General features: G+C 63.4%; 17 protein-coding genes. 13 read left to right on the forward strand and 4 right to left on the reverse strand.

Annotated features, from left to right (window positions below; genetic code table 11):
* Positions 1-92: 92 nt before the first annotated feature.
* The 3 genes from EB233_RS16220 to EB233_RS16230 are packed head-to-tail and all read left to right on the forward strand — an operon-like array spanning position 93 to position 1540.
* Positions 93-656: a helix-turn-helix domain-containing protein gene (locus tag EB233_RS16220; RefSeq protein WP_064988230.1), complete on the forward strand. Its 564-nt coding sequence runs from the start codon at positions 93-95 to the stop codon at positions 654-656.
* A 4-nt stretch (positions 657-660) separates the two neighbouring features.
* The gene (locus EB233_RS16225; RefSeq protein WP_064988231.1) at positions 661-969 is read left to right on the forward strand and encodes a hypothetical protein; all 309 of its coding nucleotides are present in this window, start codon (positions 661-663) and stop codon (positions 967-969) included.
* A gap of 40 nt (positions 970-1009) precedes the next feature.
* A complete protein-coding gene (locus EB233_RS16230) occupies positions 1010-1540 on the forward strand; it encodes a GNAT family N-acetyltransferase (RefSeq protein WP_064988795.1) in 531 nt (176 codons plus the stop codon).
* Between the two features lie 10 nt (positions 1541-1550).
* Here EB233_RS16230 and EB233_RS16235 read toward each other — a convergent pair whose 3' ends face one another.
* A complete protein-coding gene (locus tag EB233_RS16235) occupies positions 1551-2438 on the reverse strand; it encodes a LysR family transcriptional regulator (protein WP_064988232.1) in 888 nt (295 codons plus the stop codon).
* Between the two features lie 119 nt (positions 2439-2557).
* Here EB233_RS16235 and tmpA point away from each other — a divergent pair, with 119 nt between their 5' ends.
* The 3 genes from tmpA (at position 2558) to EB233_RS16250 (ending at position 6164) form a co-directional block, all read left to right on the forward strand.
* Positions 2558-3709, forward strand: a complete 1152-nt coding sequence (gene tmpA / locus EB233_RS16240; protein ID WP_064988233.1) for a 2-trimethylaminoethylphosphonate dioxygenase — start codon at positions 2558-2560, stop codon at positions 3707-3709.
* Positions 3706-4290 carry a (R)-1-hydroxy-2-trimethylaminoethylphosphonate oxygenase gene (gene tmpB, locus EB233_RS16245; RefSeq protein ID WP_064988234.1) on the forward strand — a complete coding sequence of 195 codons (585 nt, stop codon included), beginning with the start codon at positions 3706-3708 and terminating at the stop codon, positions 4288-4290. The genes tmpA and tmpB overlap by 4 nt, the downstream gene beginning before the upstream one ends.
* Before the next feature lie 731 nt (positions 4291-5021).
* On the forward strand, positions 5022-6164 hold the full coding sequence (locus EB233_RS16250; protein WP_064988235.1) for a PcfJ domain-containing protein: 1143 nt from the start codon (positions 5022-5024) through the stop codon (positions 6162-6164).
* 83 nt (positions 6165-6247) lie between these two features.
* Here EB233_RS16250 and EB233_RS16255 read toward each other — a convergent pair whose 3' ends face one another.
* The 3 genes from EB233_RS16255 to EB233_RS16265 all read right to left on the reverse strand — a co-directional run bounded on the left by EB233_RS16255 (position 6248) and on the right by EB233_RS16265 (position 11287).
* On the reverse strand, positions 6248-8056 hold the full coding sequence (locus EB233_RS16255; protein ID WP_064988236.1) for an NAD(P)/FAD-dependent oxidoreductase: 1809 nt from the start codon (positions 8054-8056) through the stop codon (positions 6248-6250).
* Between the two features lie 26 nt (positions 8057-8082).
* Positions 8083-9153: a 2,3-butanediol dehydrogenase gene (locus tag EB233_RS16260; RefSeq protein ID WP_064988796.1), complete on the reverse strand. Its 1071-nt coding sequence runs from the start codon at positions 9151-9153 to the stop codon at positions 8083-8085.
* A gap of 211 nt (positions 9154-9364) precedes the next feature.
* Positions 9365-11287, reverse strand: a complete 1923-nt coding sequence (locus EB233_RS16265; protein ID WP_064988237.1) for a sigma-54-dependent Fis family transcriptional regulator — start codon at positions 11285-11287, stop codon at positions 9365-9367.
* A gap of 369 nt (positions 11288-11656) precedes the next feature.
* Here EB233_RS16265 and EB233_RS16270 point away from each other — a divergent pair, with 369 nt between their 5' ends.
* The 7 genes from EB233_RS16270 to nthA all read left to right on the forward strand — a co-directional run bounded on the left by EB233_RS16270 (position 11657) and on the right by nthA (position 20826).
* Positions 11657-13438 carry an acetolactate synthase 3 large subunit gene (locus tag EB233_RS16270; protein WP_027051200.1) on the forward strand — a complete coding sequence of 594 codons (1782 nt, stop codon included), beginning with the start codon at positions 11657-11659 and terminating at the stop codon, positions 13436-13438.
* 77 nt (positions 13439-13515) lie between these two features.
* Positions 13516-14088 carry an acetolactate synthase small subunit gene (ilvN, locus tag EB233_RS16275; RefSeq protein WP_027051201.1) on the forward strand — a complete coding sequence of 191 codons (573 nt, stop codon included), beginning with the start codon at positions 13516-13518 and terminating at the stop codon, positions 14086-14088.
* 109 nt (positions 14089-14197) lie between these two features.
* The gene (locus tag EB233_RS16280; protein WP_064988238.1) at positions 14198-14794 is read left to right on the forward strand and encodes a LysE family translocator; all 597 of its coding nucleotides are present in this window, start codon (positions 14198-14200) and stop codon (positions 14792-14794) included.
* A gap of 225 nt (positions 14795-15019) precedes the next feature.
* Positions 15020-15490: a nucleoside deaminase gene (locus EB233_RS16285; protein WP_064988239.1), complete on the forward strand. Its 471-nt coding sequence runs from the start codon at positions 15020-15022 to the stop codon at positions 15488-15490.
* Between the two features lie 220 nt (positions 15491-15710).
* Complete coding sequence (locus EB233_RS16290; RefSeq protein ID WP_064988240.1) at positions 15711-16988, forward strand: efflux RND transporter periplasmic adaptor subunit; 1278 nt, start codon at positions 15711-15713, stop codon at positions 16986-16988.
* Positions 16985-20146 carry an efflux RND transporter permease subunit gene (locus EB233_RS16295; RefSeq protein ID WP_027051205.1) on the forward strand — a complete coding sequence of 1054 codons (3162 nt, stop codon included), beginning with the start codon at positions 16985-16987 and terminating at the stop codon, positions 20144-20146. Before EB233_RS16290 ends, EB233_RS16295 begins: the two co-directional genes overlap by 4 nt.
* Positions 20147-20220: 74 nt before the next feature.
* Positions 20221-20826: a nitrile hydratase subunit alpha gene (nthA, locus tag EB233_RS16300; protein WP_064988241.1), complete on the forward strand. Its 606-nt coding sequence runs from the start codon at positions 20221-20223 to the stop codon at positions 20824-20826.
* Position 20827 lies beyond the last annotated feature (1 nt).

The raw sequence follows: 20827 nt of genomic DNA on the forward strand, positions 1-20827 counted from the left end.
GAGGTCGGATGGTGTAGAGAGGATTAAGAGCCTGACAAAAATTGTTACAAGATCGCTCTTTTCCAATCGCATCCCTTCGCTATAATGGACGAATGGATGATATAGCGAACGACATTTCCTCGACCATCGGCAAGCGGATACACACCGAAAGAACCCTGCGGGACTGGTCGCTGGCCGAGCTCGCAGATCGATCCGGTGTTTCCAAGGCGATGCTGAGCACGATCGAGCGCGGCATGACCAGTCCGACGGCAACCCTTCTGGTGCGCATCGCGGCGGCCTTCGGCATGACGCTGTCGACGCTCATCGCGCGGGCAGAGCTGCAGGGCGGCGGGCTGCTGCGCGAGGCCGACCAGCCGGTTTGGCGCGATCCCGATACGGGCTATATCAGGCGACATTTGTCGCCGGCCAGCGACATGCCGCTCGAACTGATCAAGGTGCATCTGCCGGCGGGCGCCAGGGTCAGCCTGCCGGCGGCCTCCTATGCCTTCATCAAGCAACAGATATGGCTGATTTCCGGGCAGCTCGAATTCACCGAGGGCGAGCAAGTACACAGGCTGGCGCCCGGCGACTGCCTGGCGCTCGGCGCGCCGTCGGACTGCACCTTCCATGCTCCAGAGGCGGACGCCGACTATCTCGTCGCGCTGGTCAGGGGCTGACATCATGGCCAGACGACCCAAGCGCTCCCACAATGGGGGGCCGCCGCTTGACGAATACAGGGGACCGCCATGGGGCAAGGGCGATCCCTATATTTTCCTCGCCTGGCAGGCCGCGCACGCCAAGGCGTGGAAGGCGCCAAGCCGAGAGGTCATGCTGATGCGCATGGACAAGGCCGAACGGCTGGGCCTGACCTATGAGGAGTACACGCTCGAGATCCTCGAGCGCGGGCGGCATCTCAGGGAAGGAGACACCGAGCGCATCAGCGCCATCAAGGCCGCGCGCAAGCGACGCCGGGTGCGCCATCTCGACTGATACAGCATTGAATCCATTCATCGTTTCCAAAGGACTGGCCATGAATTCCATCGAAATCGGAGCCCTGAGCGCCAGTTCCGAAACGCTGGCTGATCTGGCTGATCTGCTGGTCGAGACGGTTGCGGCCGGCGGATCGGTCAGCTTCATGCATCCGCTGGCGCCGGGAGCGGCGAGCGCGTTCTGGGAGAAGTCGCTGGCGGCAGCGGCCAGAGGGGAGCGAATGGTGCTCGGCGCATGGGATGGCACGGTCCTGGTCGGTACCGTGACCCTGCTGCTCGATTGCCCGCCCAACCAGCCGCACCGGGCCGAGATCGCCAAGCTTATGACGTCGGTTGAATACCGGGGCAGGGGTGTCGGGACGCGGCTGATGCGGGCCGCCGAGCGTCTTGCCGTGGACAAGGGGCGCACGCTTCTGGTTCTTGACACGGCGACGGACGAGGGGGCTTCGGGCCTTTACGAAAGACTCGGTTTCACCCTGGCTGGGGAAATACCCGACTATGCGCTGAAACCGCATGGCGGGCTGACCGGCACGCTGATCTACTGGAAGCGCATCGGCGCTTCGTCGCGATAGCTCACGCCGGTCACGCAGAGGTTTCCCTGGACAGATAGCTCAGCAGCCATTGGCGGAAATCCTCTTCGGCGCTGGTCAGGCGCGCCGTCGACGCTCGGGTCAGGAAATGGCCTGACGTGCTGGATAGCTCGAAGCCCGAGAGTGGCACCAGGGTCCTGCTCGTGAGTGCCGCGTCGACAAGCGGCCGCGAGCCGAGAAGCACGCCAGCGCCAGCGCTTGCCGCCTCCATCGCGGCAACGAAACTGTCGAAGCGATGCGATCGCTGGGGGTGACCGGCCAATCCGGCCGCGGCGAACCATTCCGCCCACATTTCGCGCGCGCCGGCGACCAGAAGCAGCGGCAGCGCTGTCCAGTCGGCGGCGTCGGCGAGCGCCGGACTTGCCACGGGCACAAGCCGCTCGGCTGTCAGCATGTCGGCCTCGCGACCGGGAAAGGACCCGTTGCCGAAGCGGATGTCGAGCGCCGAGCCCGGCAGGTCGTAGTCGGTTGGCCGGTGGATCGTCACCAGATCGAGCTGGATGCGTGGCAATGCTTCGGCGAGATCGGGCAGCGCCGGTACCAGGATCAGCAGGGCGAAGGAGATCGGCACCCGGATCGAGACGGTCTGGATGGCGCGTGGCTCGAACAGCTCCGCCGTGCTGCTGGAGATAGTGGCGAAGGCCGACTGGATGTGCGGCAGGTAGGCGGCCCCCTCCGGCGACAACGCCACGCCACGCGCCAGCCGCGAGAACAAGCGCGTCTTCAACCGTTCCTCCAGAGATCGTATGTGCTGGCTGACGGCGGCCTGGGTCAGGCCGAGTTCGGCAGCGGCCGCGGTGAAATTCGACAGCCGCGCCGCGGCCTCGAAACTGCGCAGCCAGTCGAGTGGCGGCAGCGCGGGGATGGTTCTTCGAGCCATTAGTTATTTATGATCTTTGGCCAAAAAATGATAATTTGAGTTATGCCTGTCGCGAGACCAACATGCAACCGAAACCCATGGATAGAGCCGTGGGGCGAAGCGGACAGGAACGGATCTCCATGCTCACCCACGCGCTGATCGGCGACGAAGGCAGAACAATCGAACTTGGGTGGCAGGACGGGAGGCGCACCCGCTTTCACGCAATGTGGCTGCGCGACAATGCGCTCGACGACAAGACACGCAGTGCCGGCAATGGCCAGCGCCTCGTCACCATCCTTGACATTCCACGCGACACCAGGATCGGGGCGGCTTCGATCAAGGCCGGCGCGCTGGAGGTCAATTTCATGCCGGAAGGAAAAACGGTCAGCTTTCCAGCGCAATGGTTGAGCGCCAATGCCTATGATCGAGACGAACACCGCCAGCCCGGCTGGACAGCCGATATCGTCCAGCGCTGGACCAAGGTGACGATGCAGAATTCGGTGCCGCGCGCCGGCTACCGGGCGGCATTTCATAGCCGCGGCGTCCTGCGCGAATGGCTCTCGTCGGTGCGGACCTATGGCTTTGCGGTGATGGACGGACTGCCGGCCGAATCCGGTTCGCTGTGCAAGGTGTCCGACCTGTTCGGCTATATCAGGGAGACCAATTACGGCCGCTGGTTCGACGTGCGGGCCGAGGTCAATCCGAACAATCTCGCCTACACCAATCTCGGCCTTCAGGCGCACACCGACAATCCCTATCGCGATCCGGTGCCGACGCTGCAGATCCTGTCCTGCATCGAGAATACGGTGGAGGGTGGCGAGTCCAGTGTCGTCGACGGATTTGCCGTCGCGGCCGCGCTGCAGGCCGAGAACCCGGAAGGCTTCCGGCTGTTGAGTTGCTGCCCGGCGCGTTTCGAATATGCCGGTTCATCCGGCGTGCGGCTGCAGGCGAAGCGCCCGATGATCGAGCTCGGGCCGGATGGCGAGCTGATCTGCATCCGCTTCAACAACCGCTCGCTGGCGCCTGTCGTCGACGTGCCGTTCGCCGACATGGACGCCTATTATGCCGCCTATCGCCGGTTCGCTGAACTGATCGAGCATCCGTCCTTCGAAGTCACGTTCAAGCTGGAGGCAGGGCAGGCCTTCATCGTCGACAACACCCGCGTCATGCATGCCCGCAAGGCATTCTCCGGCACCGGCACACGCTGGCTGCAGGGCTGCTACGCCGACAAGGATGGCTTGCTGTCGACGCTTGCGGCGATCGAGCACAGCTTCAAGGAGGCCGCGGAATGAGCGGCCAGGATTTGAACGCGGACAACATTGTCGAGTTCATCGCCGACATTTTCGAGCGGCGGGGCGCGGAATCCTATCTCGGCGAGCCGGTGACGATGTCCGAGCATATGCTGCAGGGCGCCTGGCTGGCGGAACAGGACGGCGCGCCCGAAGCGCTGGTGGCCGCGGCCCTTTTGCACGACATCGGCCACTATACCAGCGAGTTCGGCACCTATTCGCCCGACGATGTCGAGGACAAGCATCATGACGAGGCCGGCGGCGACGTGCTGGCGCCGTTCTTCCCACCCGTCATCGTCGAATGCGTCAGGCTGCATGTCGCGGCCAAGCGCTATCTATGCGCCACCGATCCGACCTATTTCTCCAAGCTGTCGCCGGCATCGGTGCATACGCTGTCGCTGCAGGGCGGGCCGATGAGCGCGGAAGAGGTGGCGGAGTTCCGCGAGAACCCATTCCACGAGGAAGCGGTACGGGTCCGCATCTGGGACGAGGGCGGCAAGGTCGCCAACATGGAGACGCGGGCGTTTCGCGACTACGTTCCGCTGCTGCAGCGCGTCGTGCACGACTTCGCCAATCGCGCCTGACGTAACCCGTCACCGGGAGGAGACAGCCCATGTGTTTCTGCTTCGATGGCGAAAGCGCGGTGGTTGCGTTTCGACCGGAGAACTGCCGCGAACGCTTGCCCGGTGCCGGCATTCGCGCCGAACGGCCGACCGCTTCCCAATGGGAGCCAAGCCAGTTCGGCGCGGCCGGTTCGTTCGAATCGACCGATGCTGCCTACCTTCACCATATTGCTGTCGGGATGGTTTCGCAGTATCAGCCACGCCCGGCATGCGGCTTTTATTCGCCGCACCCGTATCGACCCCCACTCTTGAAGGAGGCATGATGAGTTATTGTTCACGCATTTCGCGCCTCCACGGCGGTCGGACGAGCTGAGCCGCGCTACGGCGGATTCCAGTTTCCTGACGATCTGACGAAGGCCAAGCAGCGTTGCATTGCGGCGGTTGTTCTCCGTGCGCAGCAGCGCCCTAGCCGCCGCCGATATCCATGAGACGGTGGGAGCCGACAGGCTTCCGGCCGACGATCATGGCTGCCCGGAGGCCTGAGATGCGCTTTCGCAACACTCCCTCAGGTCGTTGTAAACATTGAATGAATGTCTCTTGCTCTCAACTGCTCGTGAGCCTAGAGAGCCCGCCCATTCCAACCCGTCACCCCAGAGGAGACCTGTCAATGTCAAGCCAACCCAGATCGACACATTCCGTGCCGACGCTGGAATTGCGTGCGGCTGACAGGGTTCCAATCGGGAAGAACGGCCATGGCCAGGTCCATGATCCAGCGCAGGCAGGACGCCGAGCGCGAACGAATTGAAGCATATACCGCGACGCTGCGGAGGGTTTCTCCCAAGCCGCGTCCCGCTCCGGATTTCGAGCGGGCGCTCGATGAGGTACGCCGGGGCTATGCCGGCATGGCGATCCGCGATGGCGCGTTGTGGCGTCCAAAGCTGAAGACGCGCGATCCTGCGCGGCTGCGGCTGGCTGCTGCACGTCATCTTTATGCTCGCTATCCGGTCTCGGCCGCGCTCGAGGCCATCTGGCGCGATGGTTCGGGGCTGGATGCCGGCGAGATTGCGCTCCGCAAGGCATGGTATGTCGCGGTTGCGCGTGGTGACTCGCTCTACAAGGCAGGAGCCAATGCGTGGCTGTCGCGCAAGGAGGTGCATTGCTTCCTGAACCTGTCGGGCGACTTGACCTTCGACGAGGCGTTCTGGGTTGCGATCATCCGGTCCTACACGGATGATTTCGGATTGGCGGCCAGCCTTGCCCGCACGAAGATATCGCGCATGCCACGTGCCGATCTGACCTTCTGGCGCGAAGTGGCGCGGTTCTTCTGCACACATCCGACGTCCAAGGAAGAGACCGATGATCTCAGCGACTACATCGGCGCCATGTACCGGCATGACCGAGCCTACAGCCTGAAGGGGCGCACGCTCGCCTCGCTGCGCAAGCAGATGTCGGAGTGGCACCGCGACATTGCGGCCGTCGAGCGCATCGAGGCCATGCGCCGCCGTGTCGCCGGCCGGGGTTCGACGGTAAAGGGCGTGTGGGATGGCTCGCGCCTTGAGGACTGGGATTGGCAGCCTTCGGCCAAGGAAGCGAGGGCGCCTGGTGAGCGCTTCTTCGTCCGCCAGTTGAAAACCGCCGAGGACCTGGTCGGCGAATCCAGGGCAATGCATCATTGCGTCTCGACCTACGCGGCCAAATGCATCGCCGGCAATGCCTCGATCTGGGTTCTGCGGCGCACGGCACTTGGAAAGATCGAGCGGCTGCTGACGATCGAACTCGATCCGCAGAACCGTGCGGTGCAGGTGCGTGGATTCTCCAATCGCCTCGCCTTGCCCGACGAGCGCAAGATCATCGAGCGCTGGGCCAAGGCAAGGGGCGTGATGCTCCGCGGCTGAAACGAAGTGCCCGCGCGGCGGATATGCCGCGCGGGGCCGGCCTTGCTGGTCCAGGAGAGGAGGGAACTCCTGGGGATTGGCAGCTAGGCCTTGTGGTGAACCTGTTGCAGCCCATAGACCGGGGTCGGCAAGCCGACTTGCCGGGCTTTCAGCTGCAGCGCCAGATATTGCGAATAGTGCCGCGATTGATGGAGGTTGCCGCCATGGAACCACAGCGCCTCCTGCTGGGTCGGCTTCCACATGTTGCGCTGCTCGCCTTCCCAGGGACCAGGGTCCTTGGCGGTGTCGGAGCCCAGACCCCAGACCTTGCCGACCTTGTCCGCCACCTCCTGCGAGATGAGATCTGCTGCCCAGCCGTTCATCGAGCCGTAGCCTGTGGCATAGATGATGAGATCGGCTGGCAATTCGGTGCCATCCACGAATTTCACGCCGCCCTCGGTCAGCTCCTGAACCGCCGCACCCGGACCACTCTTCAGCTTGATCGAGCCGTCAATGACCAGGTCGCAGGCGCCGACGTCGATATAGTAGCCCGAACCACGGCGCAGGTATTTCATGAACAGGCCCGAACCGTCATCGCCCCAGTCGAGCAGGAAGCCGGCCTTTTCCAAGTCCGCGTAGAATTTCGCGTCGCGTTCCTTCATCTGCTGGTAAAGCGGGATCTGGAACTCGTGCAGGATGCGGTAGGGCAGGGAGGCGAAGATCAGGTCGGCCTTGCGCGTCGTCATGCCATTCTCGACCGCTTGCTCCGAATAGAGCGAGCCCAGACCGATATCCATGAGCGTGTCGGACCTGACGATATGGGTGGAGGAACGCTGCACCATGGTGACGTCGGCGCCTCCCTCCCACAGTGCCGCGCAGATGTCGTGGGCGGAGTTGTTTGAGCCGATGACCACGACCTTCTTGCCTCGGTACTTGTCGGGGCCTGGATGGTTCGAGGAATGCTGCTGCTCGCCCTTGAAGATGTCCTGGCCCTTGTATTTCGGCCAGTTCGCTTTGCCGGACATGCCGGTGGCCAGCACGAGCTGCTTGGGCTTGAGCACGATCTCCTCGCCGTCGCGCTCGACGACGACGGTCCATTCCTTGGCCTTCTCATCGTAGCTTGCTCTCTTGGCCGTGGTCGAACTCCAGTAGTTCAACTCCATCACCTTCGTGTACATCTCGAGCCAGTCGCCGATCTTGTCCTTCGGCGCGAAGACCGGCCAGTTCTTGGGAAAGTCGATATAGGGCAGATGGTCGTACCAGACCGGATCATGCAGGCAGAGCGACTTGTAACGCTTGCGCCAGGAATCGCCCGGACGTTCGTTCTTTTCGATGATGATGGCCGACACGCCGAGCTGGCGCAGGCGCGCACCCAGCGCAATGCCGCCCTGGCCGCCGCCGATGATCACGACATAGGGCTGTCGGCTGTGGCCGAGTTCGGCGACCTCGTCGTCACGCTCCTCGCGCCAGGATTTCCTGTCCTTGCCGTGACCATGCTTGGCACCGAGCGGTCGCGTGAAGCCGGACTTCTCCTCGTGTCCCTTCAACTCAGCCATGGTGGTTAGCAAGGTCCAGATGAGGTCGCCCTTGAAGCGCACCAGGCCAAAGCCGCGCGCCGCCTTGGTCTCGAAGGTGATCCAGGCGGTGGTGACGCCGTCCGCCTCGCTCGCTTCCTCGCCTTCGGCAACCTTCCAGTCGCTCGGTCCGGTATCAGCCAAGGTTGCGCTCAGCATGTCGCGGATCTGGTCCTGGCCCTCCATCGTCTTCAGGTTCCAGGTAAAGGTGACGAGGTCGCGCCAGTAGCAATCCGCCTGGAAACAGTTGACGGCCGCGTCGATGTCGCCGTCCGCAAGCGCCTTGCCGAACTTGTCGAGCAGCGCCTGCGCCTTCGTGGTGGGAGTTCTCTCAAGCATGGTTTCTCCTCCGGTTGTTAAGTTGATCAGGAAAGGTCGATCAGGATTTTCAGCTGGGTTCCGGCGGGATCGAGCAGAGCATCGAAACCGTCGGATACCGCCTCCCGAAGACGTATGCGCCTCGTGACCACCTTGGAGGCAGGCAACTGTCCCGAACTGATGAGACGGATGACACGCGGCCATAGATGCGTCGGATAGGCCCAGGAGCCTCGGATATCGACGTCCTTGAACGTGACCTGGAACCAGTCGAGCGGGTTCTCGTGCGGATGCAGGCCAGTTTGAACGACGACACCTTGCTTGCGCACAGCCGCGAGGCAGGCCTTCAGCGCATGCTCGTTGCCGACACATTCGATCGCGACATCGCAACCGACGCCGCCTTCGCTGGCGGCGCGCACTGCCTCATCCACTTCGTCCCGCTTCGGATTGAGGGTCACCACGCCAGGCAGGATCGAACGCGCCATCTCCAGCCTGGTGTCGTTCAGGTCCGAGATAAACAGTTGCGTTGCACCCGCGGCGCGCGCGGCCAGCATCGTCAGAATGCCGATGGGGCCGGCGCCGGTGATCAGCACCGAGCTCCCGGCGCTTACCCCACCACGGTCGCAGGCATAGACGGCGACCGCGGTCGGCTCGACCAATGCAGCTTCCTCATCGGACATTTCATCTGGAATGCGCTCGACATTGTAGTCGTTGAGCAAGGCGGCTTCCGCCATGCCGCCGCCGACCCAGCTCAGACCCGCCAGGGCAAGCTTGTCGGACAGATGGTACAGGCCGCGCGCGGCATAATAATCGCCCGAGCGCGGCATGATCAGCGGCTGCACGGCCACGCGGTCGCCAACCGAGACCGACGTCACGCCTTCGCCGACGGCCTCGATCACGCCGCCGAATTCATGTCCAAGCACCTGCACACCGCTGGAGCCGGTGAACGGATGCGGCTTCGTCGGTATGAAGATCGGCCCGTAACTGTATTCATGCAGGTCGGTCCCGCAGATTCCGACAAACCTGTTGCGCAGAACAACCTGTCCCGGCCCCGGCTTTGCCGGCCTGGGAATGTCCTCGATGCGCAGATCCCTGGCGGCATGAAAGCGCAGGGCCTGCATGCTCCGCGCCGTGGCTGCGCGATCGACCGCGTTCTGTGTCATGGCTTCTCCTCCAAGTTCCATGTGGGTACCTGGAACAGGGAGCAAGCAGCATGCCAACCATACGGATGAATCAGAAATCATCATAAAATCAGCATCGTGTGGCGGTTTCTGCTGTCATAAACTGTGGCGGCGGTGTTGCGCGCGCCACGGCGCCACAGCGGACGCAACACTAATTGGGCGCGTCCAGCCGCAGCCGCTTCATGCGGCGATGCACCGTCGTGCGGTCGACACCCAGACGCCGCGCGGCCTCGGAGATGTTCCAGCCCGCGGCCACGAGAGCATCCAGCAGTGCGGCGCGCTCGTCCTCGGGCGACGGAGCACGCAGGGCAACCAGCCTGGCGGGCGAAGCAAGTGGCGTCAGGTATGGCAATGCGAAGTCGGGCAGGTCGGCGGGCTCGATCATCCCGCCCTCGCAAAGCGTCACCGCCAGATCGATGGCGTTTGCGAGTTCGCGGATGTTGCCGGGCCAGCGGTGACGAATCAGCGCCAGGCGCGCCGCGGGCGAGAGCCTCGCCGTACGGCCGGCAAGGTGGGCGCGCTGATCCACCAGCCGGTCCAGCAGCCATTCGAAATCGGTACGTTCGCGCAGCGCCGGCAAGTTCAGCGAGGCCGCGTTCAGCCGGTAGAACAGATCCTCGCGGAAATGTCCCTCGTCGACCAGCTTACGCAGATCATGGTGCGAGGCCGAAATGATCTTGATGTCGACCTGCCGCGGCTCAATGCCGCCGACCGGGACCAGTTCGCGTTCGGCGATCACGCGCAGCAGCCGCGATTGCAGGGGGTAGGGCATGTCGCCGATCTCGTCGAGGAACAGCGTGCCGCCGTTCGCAGCCTCGATCAGTCCCTTGCGCCCCTTGGCGGCGGCTCCGGTAAAAGCACCGGCGACATGGCCAAAAAGTTCGCTCTCGATCAGATGCTCGGGAATGGCCGCGCAGTTGATGGCGACAAACGGGCCGGGCCGCCGCGCGCAATCGTGGATCGCGCGGGCGAGATACTCCTTGCCGGAGCCGGTCTCGCCATGAATCAGGATGGGCATGGTCGTGCGCGCCAGCTTGGCGGCACGCAGTTGCGTGGCGGCCATCGCCGGATCGCCGCCGGAAAGGTCGCCGATCGGCTTCGGTACCGCCTCGACCGGCGCGCGGCGTCCGGTCGTCGGCTGCGGCTCGATGGCGTGCGCGAACAGCGCGCTGCCGCTGCGGCCGAACACCAGCCGCTCCTCGGTCGGGCGGCCGCGTGTCAGGCTCGGCAAATCGTCGACGCTGACATCGAGATAGCGCGAGATCGACTGGCCAATGGGGGAGGGCGCGTGCCGCCAGTCGACGCCTCCGGCCTGCGCCAGAAGCAGCGCTCCGCCGTGCGTCGTGCCAAGGATGCGGCCCGAGGCATCGAGGGCGATGGCTGCCTCGGGGTCGACGTCGAGGAATTCTGGCGAACGGGAAAAACGCAGCACCCATTCGGAGTGCATCTGTGCCATCAGATTGGCGAGCTCGATGCGCCGCGCGGAAGCCGTCACCAGATGCAGCGCCAGGTTCTGGCTGATTTTCGGTTGTGGTGAGCGTAGCAGGGAAATGTCGAGCACGGCGGCGAGCTCGCCATTGGTGTCGAAGATCGGCGCGGCGGTGCAGGAGAGCGGCGTGTGGGTCGTGTCGAAATGGTCGGTCTGGTGGATCGTCATCGCCTCGCCGGTGACGATGCAGGAGCCGACACCGCAAGTCCCGGTGCGGCTTTCCGACCATTCTGAGCCGAGATAAAGCCCTGCCGTGCGCAACTGGTCCATGAACAGGGGATCACCGAGGAAGTCGACGGTGACGCCCTTGGCGTTTGCCAGCAGCAGCACGTAGTTCTGGCCCGCCACCTGCTTGAAGAGGGTTTCCAGGCCGCTGCGGGCGATCGCGATCAGCCGCTCGGACTGTTCGCGATGTTCGCGCAATTGGGTATCGGGGACGATATAGGCTTCCGTCGGCCGGGCCGGGTCGAGCCGGTGGGTGTCGACACAGCGTAGCCAGGATTTGACCACGACATCGTCGCGGGCCGATGTCCTGCCGGACAGGACCTGCTCTATCTCCCGGATATGCTCCCGTTCGCCAGCCACGCGTCCTCCTCCCAAGGCAACGTTCTAGCCTGGCATAGTGGTGCGCCGGCGGCATCGGCTCAACTGTACTATGGTAGCGCGCGGCTTGATCGCGGTACCGCAAGACGGCGCCGATCTCACAGCCGAGTGAATTCGCATTATCCCCATTGACGAGCCCGCGATTCCGCCTTTATGGTCCGCCACCATGAAAAAGGCACTCATTCTCGTAGGAAGGCGCGTGGGCAAGGCGGTGTAACCGCCGGGCGAAAACCTCCCATGCGCAACACACAGGCTCCCTCGGGGGCCTTTTTTATTGCCTGAAACACGATTAAACGACCAACAACGCCCAAGTGGCAAGCGCCCAGGTGGCGACAGTACGGGACCAGACCGATGAGCAACGGACAGAGTGAACGGCGCGAAATGACGGGCGCCGAAATGGTGGTGCAGGCGCTGAAGGACAACGGCGTCAAGCATGTCTTCGGCTATCCGGGCGGCGCCGTTCTCCCGATCTATGACGAAATCTTCCAGCAGGACGAGGTCGAGCACATTCTGGTTCGCCACGAGCAGGGCGCGGGTCATGCGGCCGAAGGTTATGCGCGCTCTACCGGCAGGGCCGGCGTCATGCTGGTGACCTCCGGTCCCGGCGCCACCAATGCGGTGACGCCGCTGCAGGACGCGCTGATGGATTCGATCCCGCTGGTCTGCCTGACCGGACAGGTGCCGACCTCGCTCATCGGCTCCGACGCGTTCCAGGAATGCGACACGGTCGGCATCACGCGTCCCTGCACCAAGCACAACTGGCTGGTGAAGGACGTCAACGAGCTCGCCGCGACCATCCACGAGGCCTTCCATGTCGCCACGACCGGCCGTCCCGGACCGGTGGTGGTCGACATTCCCAAGGACGTGCAGTTCGCCAAGGGGTTCTATGTCTCGCCGCAGATCGCGCCGCGCACCAGCTACCAGCCGAAAGTGCAGGGCGACCTGGAGAAGGTGAAGGCCGCGGTCGAACTGATGGCCACCGCCAAGAAGCCGATCATCTATTCGGGTGGCGGTGTCATCAATTCCGGCCCGGAAGCGAGCCATCTGCTGCGCGAGCTGGTGGATCTGACCGGCTTTCCCATCACCTCGACGCTGATGGGGCTGGGCGCCTATCCGGCATCGGGCAAGAACTGGCTGGGCATGCTGGGCATGCACGGCACCTATGAGGCCAACATGGCCATGCACGACTGCGACGTGATGATCTGCATCGGCGCCCGTTTCGACGACCGCATCACCGGCAGGCTGACCGCGTTCTCGCCGAACTCGAAGAAGATCCACATCGACATCGATCCGTCGTCGATCAACAAGAACGTCCATACCGACGTGCCGATCATCGGCGACGTCGGCCGGGTGCTCGAGGACATGGTGCGGCTGTGGCGGGCAACCGCCAAGGCCGACAAGAAGGCGCTCTACCCCTGGTGGGAGCAGATCGCCAAATGGCGCGCGCGCGATTCACTCGCCTACAAGATGAACAACGACGTGATCATGCCGCAATACGCCATCCAGCGGCTCTACGAACTGACCAAGGACAAGGACACCTACATCACCACCGAGGTCGGCCAGCACCAGATGTGGGCGGCGCAGCATTATCATTTCGACAAGCCGAACCGCTGGATGACATCGGGTGGCCTGGGTACGATGGGCTACGGCTTGCCGGCCGCGCTTGGCGTGCAGATCGCGCATCCGAACGCGCTGGTCATCGATATCGCCGGCGACGCTTCGGTGCAGATGACGATGCAGGAGATGAGCGCGGCGGTGCAGTACAACGCGCCGATCAAGATCTTCATCCTCAACAACCAGTATATGGGCATGGTGCGGCAGTGGCAGCAGCTTCTGCACGGCAACCGGCTGTCTCATTCGTACACCGAGGCGATGCCCGACTTCGTCAAGCTGGCCGAGGCCTATGGCGGCCATGGCATACGCTGCGAAAAGCCGGACGAGCTCGACGACGCCATCAAGGAGATGATCGCGGTCAAGAAGCCGGTGCTGTTCGACTGCCGCGTCGCGACGCTCGCCAACTGCTTCCCGATGATCCCTTCAGGCAAGGCGCATAACGAGATGCTCCTGCCGGACGAGGCCACCGACGAGGCCGTGGCCAACGCCATCGACGCCAAAGGTAGGGAACTGGTGTAGGCGGATGTGGCAGGGCTTGTCAAAAGCCCTGCCTGGCCAACGCGTTAGATCAAAAGTTTGAAATCGAGATTCATGTTATGAACGCACAGCTTCAACCGACCGGTTCCGCCTACTTCATCGCCAAGGAAACCGAAAAGCCGGAAACGCATACCCTGTCGGTACTGGTCGACAACGAGCCGGGCGTGCTTGCCCGGGTCATCGGCCTGTTTTCCGGCCGCGGCTACAACATCGAGAGCCTGACCGTCTCCGAGACAGAGCATGAAAAGCACTTGTCGCGCATCACCATCGTCACGCGAGGCACGCCGCATGTGATGGAGCAGATCAAGCATCAGCTCGAGCGCATCGTGCCGGTGCATCGCGTGGTCGACCTCACCGTGCGTTCGCATGAACTGGGGCAAGAGCGGCCGCTGGAGCGGGAACTCGCGCTGGTCAAGGTCGCCGGCACCGGCGAGGCCCGGGTCGAGGCGCTACGCCTGGCGGACGCCTTCCGCGCTTCGGTCATTGACGCAAACACCGAGCATTTCATCTTCGAGATCACCGGCAAGGGTTCCAAGCTCGATCAGTTCATCGCCATCATGAAGCCGCTTGGCCTGGTCGAAATCTGCCGCACCGGCGTGGCGGCGATGAATCGCGGCCCGCAAGGGATGTAAAGCCGCTCACGCACTCGAATCCAGATTTCTGGCCCGGCATTTGTCTACGGGTGGTTTTTGCGCGCCCACCAGGAAAGGACAATAATGCTGACGTATCTGGGAGGATATCATGTCACTCGACGCATTCCTCGCACTGCTCGTCTATGCCTTCGTGACCTCGATCACGCCGGGCCCCAACAACCTCATGCTGCTGGCCTCCGGCGTCAATTTCGGCATTGCCAGGACGGTGCCGCACATGCTGGGCATCAGCATCGGCTTTCTCATCCTGTTGCTGGCCGTCGGCTTCGGGCTTGGGGCGGTGCTGACGGCGTTTCCGGCGCTGCACAATGCCCTCAAGATCGCCGGCGCCGCCTATCTGCTCTACCTTGCCTGGAAGATCGCCATGTCGCGCTCGCTGAGCACCAAGGGCGAGGTGGCCGCCAAGCCGATGCGTTTCATCGATGCGGCGGCGTTCCAGTGGGTCAATCCAAAGGCTTGGGTGATGGCGCTGTACGCCATGGCCGTCTACACGAACCCCGATCACCCGTTCATCTCGGTAGCGCTCATCTCGATCGCCTTTGCCGTCGTCAACCTGCCGAGCGTTTCGATATGGGCCGGATTCGGCACGGCGCTGCGCGGTTTCCTGTCGGATCAGGTGCGGCTGAAATGGTTCAACATCGCCATGGGTGTGCTTTTGGCGGCGACGCTTTGGCCGATGCTGAAATAGGGGGCGGGACTCATTAATTGGGGCCGGATGCCGATCGGTGCCTTGAATCTGATCTGCAGCCCCTTGGAAATCGCTCCGCTTAAAGACATCATCCCGCCTAAAGCGCGTCGCGCTGAAACGGATTCAGGCGACACGCTTTAGGCCTTTTGCTTTGATGCATGTCGTTGTCCCAGAACCGCTGCACACTTCTGGGCGACATGCATTAGCCTCTTGGGAGGGTGTCCGATGGAAAGCCACGAGCTGTTTTTACGCGAGGCGATTGCGCTCTCGAAATCCGCAGTGGAGCGCGGCGACGAACCGTTTGGCGCGGTGCTGGTGAAGGACGGCGTCGTAATCCTGCGCGCCGAAAACAGCGTCTTCACGGGCCACGATATGACGAACCACGCCGAGATGAACTTGGTCAAACTGGCGGCACAACACTACGACACCGCTTTTTTCGCCGACTGCACGCTCTACACCAGTACCGAGCCGTGCGCGATGTGCGCCGGGGCGATCTACTGGTCGGGCATCGGACGTATGGTGTTTGCGTGTTCCGAAGCGCGGCTTGGCGAGATCGCCGGGATCGGGTTGAACGTGCCGAGCCGAGCGGTGCTGCAAACCGGCGCGCGCTTCGTCACCGTGGTTGGCCCGAACCTCGAAGATGAAGCCGCCGAGGTGCATCAGGCCTTCTGGCCGAAGCATCTGGGCAAGGCTTAGAGCCCAGCTTTTCGAGCCGACGAGGGGCCTCGGCCGGAGGCCATGGCGGGCTGCTCACCGATTGTGCAGTGCACATTAAATCTTCGTAATGCCGTGTTTTGGCCCTTTTCCGACAAAGGCGTGTCCTATCTATTCGGCGAAATCGCGGCAGTCAGCCGTGAATTGCGCTAGAATACGACCACCTCGCAATGGCGTGTCGGACAGAGAGGGCCTTTTGTCGATGCGTGGAAAAGTCGTTCTTTCATTGCTTGCCGTCGCCTGTGCGGGCGCTGCGGCCTGGCTTTATATGTCGCCCGATACGCTGAGCAAGGCTCAGCAACTCATCGGCGCAAAGCAGGTGGTTGCGTCGGATAAATCGGCAGGCGACAAGCAGGCGGGTGGCGGCAAGGGCGCAGGTGGCGCTCGCTCCGCCTCGATCGTCTCGGCGGCGGCAACGACCGCCGACTTCCCGATCCGGCGCTACGCCATCGGCTTCGTCTCTTCGCCGGCAGTCGTCAATATCAACGCGCGGGTCTCCAGCCAGATCGTGTCCATCGACGTCAAGGACGGGCAGATGGTGAAGGCCGGCGACGTGCTGTTCTCGCTCGACGACCGCGCGCTCAAGGCGCAGCTCGCCAAGGACCAGGCGACGCTCGCCAAGGACCAGGCGCTGCTTGCCAGTTCGAATTCGGATCTTCAGCGCGCCAAGGACCTCGTTGCCAAGCAGGCCGGTACGCAGCAGACCTATGATCAGGCCGTTGCCGCGCAGAAGGCAGCGGCGGCCACCGTGGATGCCGACAAGGCAACAATCGACGCCGACAATGTCCAGCTTGGTTTTGCCACCATACAGGCGCCGATTGCCGGCAGGCTGGGTGCGGTCAACGTTGCCGTGGGCGACCTCGTCACCGTCAGCAATGGCAACAGCAGCACGGCGACCCCGTTGGTCACCATCACCCAGATGGACCCGCTGCAGGTGAACTTCAATCTGCCCGAAAGCAACCTAGCGCTGCTGCACAAGGCGCTTGCCAATCCGCAACAGGGGGCAGTGACCTTGACCAAGGACGGCGACCCGACGCCGGTCGGCAAGGGCACGCTCGATTTCGTCGATTCCAGCGTCGACACCGCCTCGGGCACGATCGCCACGCGGGCCAGCATTCCGAATGCCGATCTTTCGTTGTGGCCCGGCCAGTATGTGAATGTCATCCTCGAGGCCGGCATCATGCCGCAAATGACCTCCGTTCCGACCGTCGCGGTGCAGCCCAGCCAGAAGGGGCCGTTCGTCTATGTCGTCAAGCCGGACAACACGGTCGAGATGCGGCCGGTGCAGGTGGCGCTGACCGAAGGCGAGAACAGCGCCATCAGCCAGGGACTGAAAAGCGGTGAGAAGGTCGTCACCGAAGGCCAGACGAGGCTGAAGGACGGAGCTGCCGTGCATGAAGGCAAGGCAGCGGCCAGCGCCGGTGACCAGGCCAACCCCAAGGTCGCGGAAGCCGGCCAGGCAAGCGGGGCGGCCAAATGATCTCCGAATTTTGTATCCGTAGACCTGTCGCCACGCTGCTGATGTCGTTCGCCCTCGTGCTGGGCGGGCTGTTTGCCTACAAATTCCTGCCGGTGGCGGCACTCCCCAGCGCCGAATTCCCGGTCGTCAACGTTTCGGCCTCGCTGCCCGGCGCTTCGCCGGAGACGATGGCGACATCGGTGGCGACGCCACTGATCAAGCAGTTCGCCACCATCGCCGGCATCGATTCCATCTCGACCACCAACTCGCTCGGCCAGACCTCGATCGCCATCCAGTTCGTGCTCAACCGTGATATCGACGCCGCGGCGGCCGACGTGCAGGCGGCGATAGCGCGCACGCAGAAATCGCTGCCGCCGCAAATGACGTCGCCGCCGAGCTATCGCAAGGTCAACCCGGCCGATGCGCCGATCCTGCTGATGTCGCTGGTCAGCGACACGGTTCCGCTGACCGACCTCGATGCGTTCGCAGAAAACGTCATCTCGCCGTCGCTGTCGACCATCGACGGGGTGGCGCAGGTCTCGATCTTCGGCCAGCAGAAATACGCGGTGCGCATCGAGATCGATCCGACCGCGCTTGCCGCGCGCGGCATCTCGATCGACCAGTTGCAGGCAGCGATCGCGTCGGCCAACAGCAACACGCCGCTCGGCGTGCTGCAGAACAACAAGCAGCAGCTCACCATCACGGCGAACACCCAACTCAACAATGCTGCGGGATTTTCGGATCTCATCATTGCCACCAAGAACGGGCACCCGGTACGGCTGGGCGAGGTCACACGTGTAATCGATTCAGTCGAAACCACGACGACTGCAAGCTGGTATGACGGTACGCGCGCCATCATCCTGGCGGTGCAGCGCCAGCCCGACGCCAACACGGTCGACGTCGTTGACCGCGTCAAGGCGATGCTGCCGTCCTTCACGGATCAGATGCCGGCCGCGGCCAACATCAAACTGCTCAATGATCGCTCGACCTCGATCCGCCAGGCTGTCAATGACGTGCAGTTCACGCTGCTGTTGACCATCGCGCTGGTGGTGATGGTGATCTTCGTGTTCCTGCGCCGGGTCACGGCGACCATCATCCCGGCCGTGGCGGTGCCGATCTCGCTGATCGCCACGCTCGGTGCGATGTTCCTGTTCGGCTTTTCCATCGACAACATATCGCTGATGGGGCTGACGCTCGCCGTCGGCCTCGTCGTCGACGATGCCATCGTCATGCTGGAAAACATCTTCCGGCACATGGAAGAGGATGGATTGTCGGCCTTCGATGCGTCGCTGAAGGGCGCGCGCGAAATCGGCTTCACCATCATTTCGATCTCGATCTCGCTGGTCGCCGTGTTCATCCCCGTGCTCCTGATGGGCGGCGTCATCGGGCGCATCTTCAACGAATTCGCCGTCGTGGTGACGGTCGCCATCCTGGCGTCGATGTTCGTGTCGCTGACGCTGACGCCGATGCTGTGCTCGCGGCTGCTGTCGGTGACCAAGGCCGACCGCGACAAGCACAGCCCTGGCCACAAGCAGGACCTGATCACGCGCGGCTACGACCGGGTTCTGACCTTCTGCCTGCGGCACACTTTCCTGGTATTCCTCGTCTTTGTCGGCACGGCGGCGGCGTCGGTATGGCTGATTGAGATCTCGCCGAAGGGCTTCTTCCCGCAAGAGGATATCGGCCAGATTTCGGTGACGACTATCGCCCGCCAGGATATTTCGTTCGACGCCATGGTCAAGCTGCAGGACAAGGTCGCCGACGTTTTCAGGCATTCACCCTACGTGACGCATGTCGCATGGTCAGCGGGCGGTGGGGGCAGCGCGCTCAACCAGGGCCGGCTTTATGTTCAATTGAAGGACAAGAGCCTGCGCCCCGACATCGAGAAGGTGCAGGCGGATCTGCGCAAGCAACTGGCCGGCGTGGCCGGCATCGAGACCTATATGCAGCCGGTGCAGAACCTCAGGCTTGGTTCGCGTTCGTCGGCCAGCGCCTACCAACTCGTCGTGCAGGGCCTCGATACGGGCCAGACGGACATTTGGGCGCAGAAACTGAACGATGCGATGGCGGCCGACCATACTAACTTCACCGACGTCACCAGCGACCTGCAGAACAATGCCCTGCAGGCATCGCTGGTCATTGACCGCGACAAGGCCGCACAGCTTGGCATCGATACCGACACGCTGCGCTCTGCCCTTTATGGCGGGTTCGGCACCGACCAGGTTTCGACGATCTTCGGTTCGGCCGACAGCTACGCAGTCATTACCGAGCTCGATCCCAAGATCGAGTGGTCGCCCGAGCGGATGCTCGCCATCCAGATGCGGACGGCAAGCGGCTCCCTTGTTCCGCTTGGCGCCTTCGCCCGGGTCGACCGCACGGCGGGCGCGTTGACGGTCAACCAGCTCGGCCAGCTACCGGCGGTGACTATCTCCTACAACCTGCCGCAAGGCGTGGCGCTGGGTGCCAGCGTGACCCGCATCAACGCGCTCAAGGAGCAGATCGGCATGCCGACGGCGATCTCGACCAGCTTCGCCGGCACGGCCAAGACCTTCCAGGATTCGCTGGCCAACCAGGGGCTGCTGGTCGGCGGCGCGATCCTGACCATCTATATCGTGCTCGGCATTCTCTACGAGAGCTTCATCCACCCGCTCACCATCCTCACCGGCCTGCCGTCGGCGGTGCTCGGCGCGGTCGTTGCCTTGCGGTTCGCCGGCATGGATCTGTCCGTCATCGCGGTGATCGGCATCCTGATGCTGATCGGCATCGTCAAGAAGAACGGCATCATGATGGTCGACGTCGCGCTCGAATTGCGACGAGAGGGCATGTCCGCCAAGGAGTCCATCCACAAGGCCTGCCTGATGCGTTTCAGGCCGATCATGATGACGACGCTGGCCGCCCTGATGGGCACGTTCCCGATCGCGCTCGGCACCGGCGCCAGCGCCGAGTTGCGCCAGCCGCTGGGCGTCGCCGTGGTCGGCGGCCTGCTCGCCTCGCAGGCGCTGACCCTGTTCGTCACACCGGTGGTCTATGTCTACATGGAGAATTTCTCGGGCTGGCTGGTCGGGCTGATGCCGAAGCGCAAGGCCGAGTTGGCTGCGGTCGACAGTGCCGAACAGCCCTCGCTGTTCGGTATCAACGACGACATCCCCGCCGAGCCGCAGAAGACGGCCGCCGAATAGCCGGCAGACGCGGTTTTCCGCTGGCCCAAGCCCTCATGCTTGCGGCCGGTGGATGGGAAACGTAATTTGCGGCCATGTCCCATGATCATGACCACGACAACGAGCTCGATCCATTTGCGGCGCGGGTGCGGGCGCTGGAAACCATTCTCACCCGCAAGGGGCTTATCGATCCGGCGGCGATCGACGTCATCGTCGACACCTACGAGACCAAGATCGGCCCGCGCAACGGCGCCAGGGTGGTGGCCAAGGCCTGGAGCGATCCCGCTTATGCCGAGTGGCTGAAGCGCGACGCGACGGCGGCGATCGAATCGCTGAGCTATACCGGCCGCCAGGGCGAGCACATGCAGGCGGTGTTCAACAGCGTGGATACCCACAACCTCGTCGTCTGCACGCTGTGCTCCTGCTATCCGTGGTCGGTGCTCGGCCTGCCGCCGGTCTGGTACAAGGCGCCGCCCTATCGGTCGCGCGCGGTGATCGATCCGCGCGGCGTGCTCGAGGAATTCGGCCTGACGCTGTCGCCTTCGACGAAGGTGCGCGTCTGGGATTCGACGGCGGAATTGCGCTATCTCGTGGTGCCGATGCGGCCGGAGGGAACCGAAGGCTGGAGCGAGGAGCAACTGGCCGAGTTGGTGAGCCGCGATGCCATGATCGGCACTGCGCTGGCCAAAGCACCGGATTAAA

It is taken from the genome of Mesorhizobium erdmanii (assembly GCF_013170725.1).
Taxonomy (GTDB): domain Bacteria; phylum Pseudomonadota; class Alphaproteobacteria; order Rhizobiales; family Rhizobiaceae; genus Mesorhizobium; species Mesorhizobium erdmanii.